The sequence below is a fragment of the Cytobacillus oceanisediminis 2691 genome (assembly GCF_007678455.1).
Taxonomy (GTDB): Bacteria; Bacillota; Bacilli; order Bacillales; family Cytobacillaceae; genus Mesobacillus; species Mesobacillus oceanisediminis_A.
In genome coordinates this window covers 1-232 of sequence record NZ_VEEP01000437.1, presented here as the reverse complement: position 1 = coordinate 232, position 232 = coordinate 1, and the positions used below count along the sequence as shown (strand labels likewise).

Genomic DNA, 232 nt, shown 5'->3' with positions numbered 1-232 from the left:
GAATGGAAGATATTGGTACAATGTAGAAATAGAACATTATGTTGAGCAACTCTGACGAAAAGATTGAAAAAGAGGTGGATTTGGTGAAGAGTATGCTTGGGAAAGAAGTTGATGGAATTGTTTTGATGGGCGGGAATATTAAGGAAGAAGATGTTGAGGAACTGAAAAAGTGAGGAGTGGGAATAGTCGTTGGAGGTTGAATGGAGGAAAAAGGTGAAATAGGATGTGGAAA

The 232-nt window shown here is 38.4% G+C and carries 1 pseudogene; it reads left to right on the top strand.

What is annotated here, in order from left to right:
* Window positions 1–32: 32 nt before the first annotated feature.
* A pseudogene (locus tag FS736_RS25700) lies at window positions 33–170 on the top strand (catabolite control protein A); the annotation flags it as partial.
* Window positions 171–232 lie beyond the last annotated feature (62 nt).